Source organism: Streptomyces niveiscabiei, assembly GCF_001419795.1.
Lineage (GTDB): Bacteria > Actinomycetota > Actinomycetes > Streptomycetales > Streptomycetaceae > Streptomyces > Streptomyces niveiscabiei.
Map to the genome: position 1 here is coordinate 1 of NZ_LIRL01000783.1, position 3183 is coordinate 3183.

Below are 3183 nucleotides of genomic sequence, written 5' to 3' on the forward strand. Positions count from 1 at the left end.
CCCCGCCCCCGTCACCGCCCTCGCGTTCGCCCCCGCCGGAACGGTCCTCGCCACCGCCTCCGACGACCGCCGGATCCGCCTGTGGAACGTCGGCCTCCACGACCCCGCCGACACCATCGAAAAGATCTGCCAAGCCATCGGCCGCGACCTCACCCCCCAGGAACGGACCATCCACCTCCAGGGAGAATCCGCCGACACGGTGTGCGGCGAGGAATTCCACCGGGCCACCGGCCCGGAACAGGACGGCGGGCCCGGCGCCCCCTGAGAGCCGTTGTCAGGCGCCGGGGTGGCCGATCGCCTGTTCGTACCGGAACAGCGCCGACGGGTCGTAGCGGCGTTTGACGGCGGTCAGGCGGTCGTAGTTGGGGCCGTAGTAGGCGCGCCGCCAGTCGCGCAGGTCCGGGTCGGGGAAGTTGACATAGGCCGCGTCGGTGGACAGACGGTGGCGGAGCATGCGGTGCGCGGTGCGGGTCTGGGCGAGGAGGGCGCTCACGGCGGCGGGAGGGGTGCCGGGCTTCCAGTGGGTGCCGATGTCGACGACGAAGGTGGCGCCGCGGTGCGGGTAGGCCGTCTCGTCGGGACGGGGGACGGCGCTGGAGCCGCCCATCGCGAACAGGGTGACGTAACCGGTGGCGCGGGCGGGGCCGGGGCGCCAGGCACGCGTCCAGTCGGCGACGGCGGCGACCGTGTCGGGCGCGGGCCAGCGGTCGGGGACGAGGGACTTGGACGCGTAGGCGTCGTGCGCGCCGACGGGCTCCATCAAGTAGTCCTGCGCCGACCAGAACCCGCGCTCCTCGACGAACACCCGCGCCGGACGCAACCGCAGCAGCGGCTTGAGCAGTCGCCGCAGCGCCCCTTCGTCGCCGAGCCGCTGACCGAGCAGCCACAGCGAGGTCGTGCCGTCACCGGCGTGCTTGAACCCGACCCGTACGTCGACGTCGTCACCGCGGTCCGCGTCGAGGACGTACCGCAGCTCCTCCAGCACCTCCACCCCCGCGTCCAGCGGGAACGTCAGGTCGAACACCGTGGCCCGCAGCCGGTCCACGGGTACGGCGTCGAAGACGAAACCGGTGTTGACGCCGAAGTTGCCGCCCGCCCCGCCCCGACAGGCCCAGAACAGGTCGGCGTTCTCGTCGGGGGCCGCCCGCACCGTCGTCCCGTCCGCCAGCACGACCCGCGTCTCCACGAGCCGGTCGCACGTCAGGCCCCACTTGCGGTCGTTGAACCCGAGCCCGCCGCCCAGCGTCAGCCCCGCGACCCCCACGCCCGGGCAGCGCCCGCCGGGGAAGTACAGGCCGGCCGCGCGGGCCGCGTACACGTCCGAGTTCGTCGCGCCCCCGCCGAGCCGCAGCCGCCGCCCCTGCGGGACGACCTCGTTCAGCGCGCGCAGGCCGATCACCAGGCCCGGCGTCGTCGAGTACCCCGCGTAGTTGTGGCCGCCGGAGCGGGGCGCGAACGGGACGCCGTGCTTGGCACACCAGCGGATCGCCGCGACCACGTCCGCCTCGGTCGCACAGGCCAGGACACCGGCGGGGCGCACCGACGCGTACCGCTGGTTGTCGGGGGTCGCCCGGGCCGCGTACCCGGCGTCGCCCGGCCGGTGCAGCGCGGCGCCCGGACCGAGGTTGCGCCGCAGCTCGCGCCACGCGGCGGGCTCGATCCGGGGGCGGGCCCGCGCCGGTCCGGCGGCCAGCCCGATCAGGCTCCCCGCGGCCACGGTCGCCAGTACTCGTCGTCGGTCCATCTCCATCTCCATGAACAGTCCCTCTTCCGGTCGGTCCGGCCGCCCGGCGGGAACACCGGTCGGTCCGGGCTCACGATGAGGGCACGCCGGGGCGGTCACTCGCCGGGACACCGGGAAGCGGCGGCGATTCACGCGAACGGGGAGGGCGTGGGCGAGCGGCGACGGGTGCCTGCCGAGGACGGGTCTCTGCCAAGGGGGGCCGGGGGCGTCCACCTCTCACCAAAGCTGCCCGAAAGAGTGAAGGTGCCGGTGGAACGGCGTGTCGGGGGCCGGGCGTTGGGCACGCTTCGACTCCCGGAGATGCGACTTCGGCGGACAGGCACGGCGATCAGGGAGCGGACGTGGAGCGGCGACAGGAACGGACTCCGTTACCCCACCGGATGCGTTACCTGTTCGACAGGACCCTCGCCCGCAGCACCGCCACCCTGCTCGGCTGGCTCGCCCTGAGCTGCCTCGCGGTCGTCGTCCCCGCCAGCGCCCTGCTCGTGTGGACCGACCCCGACGCCCCGCACTCCCTGTCCGGCCGGCTCCTCCAGGTCGGCCGCACCAGCGCGGAGACCCTGCGGCTCGGCGCCGCGACCGGGGCGCCCCTGCGGATGCTGCTGTCCGTGCTCCTCGGGCTGATCGCCCTGCTCGTCGTGTCGACGGTCATCGGCGTCGTCACCACCGGCCTCGGCGACCGGCTCACGGAACTGCGACGAGGCCGCTCCCGGGTCCTGGAACAGGGCCACACCGTCGTCCTCGGCTGGTCCGACCAGATCTTCCCTCTGGTCACCGAGCTGATCGCCGCCCGCCCCGCCGGCGTCCGGCACGTCGTCACCGTCCTCGCCGACCGGGACCCGGCCGCCATGGAGAGGGCCCTCACCGGCGCCGTGGGACCGACGCCCGGCGTCCGCCTCGAATGCCGGTGCGGATCACCGACCGACCCCGACGCCCTCGCCCTCGTCACCCCGGGCACCGCCCGGACGGTGACCGTGCTGCCCGCCGAGGACACCGACGGCGACCTCACCGTCGTACGGACCCTGCTGGCCCTGCGCACCCTGCTCCCCGCCGACCACGGGCCGCGCGTCGTGGCCGCCGTGCACGACGGACGGCACCTGCCGGCCGCACGGCTCGCCGCCGGGCCGCGCGGGACCGTGCTGGAGACCGACCTCACCACCGCACGCCTGCTCCTCCAGTCCGCCGTACACCCCGGCATGCCGTCGGTGCTGCGCGACCTCCTGGACTTCGCCGGGGCCGAGTTCCACATCGGCGACGTACCGCAGGCGGCGGGGCTGACCTTCGAGGACGTGGCCCTGCGCCTGGACACGGCCTGCGCCGTGGGGCTGCTGCGGGCGGACGGCGGACTGCTGCTCACGCCCGCGCCGGAGACCGTGCTCGCGCCGGGGGACCGGCTGGTGACCGTCGCCCACGACGACGGCCCCGTACCCCTCGACGAC

3 protein-coding genes are annotated in these 3183 nt (G+C 74.9%); 2 read left to right on the plus strand and 1 reads right to left on the minus strand.

Annotated elements, in window-relative coordinates; translation table 11 throughout:
• Positions 1 to 265, plus strand: a 265-nt coding sequence (locus AOK24_RS33500) for a WD40 repeat domain-containing protein (RefSeq protein ID WP_240554252.1), incomplete at its 5' end; no start/stop codon positions are given.
• Between the two features lie 9 nt (positions 266 to 274).
• Here AOK24_RS33500 and AOK24_RS48815 read toward each other — a convergent pair.
• Positions 275 to 1744: an FAD-binding oxidoreductase gene (locus tag AOK24_RS48815; protein WP_159052068.1), complete on the minus strand. Its 1470-nt coding sequence runs from the start codon at positions 1742 to 1744 to the stop codon at positions 275 to 277.
• A gap of 380 nt (positions 1745 to 2124) precedes the next feature.
• On the opposite strand from AOK24_RS48815, the gene AOK24_RS33510 reads away from it, so the two are divergent.
• Positions 2125 to 3183 (plus strand): CASTOR/POLLUX-related putative ion channel (locus AOK24_RS33510; protein WP_420876712.1); only part of this gene is annotated, 1059 nt, incomplete at its 3' end.

Bases quoted from the DNA above. Each gene is read 5' to 3' on its own strand.
- AOK24_RS48815 (WP_159052068.1), bottom strand. From the start codon at position 1,744: ATGGACCGACGACGAGTACTGGCGACCGTGGCCGCGGGGAGCCTGATC.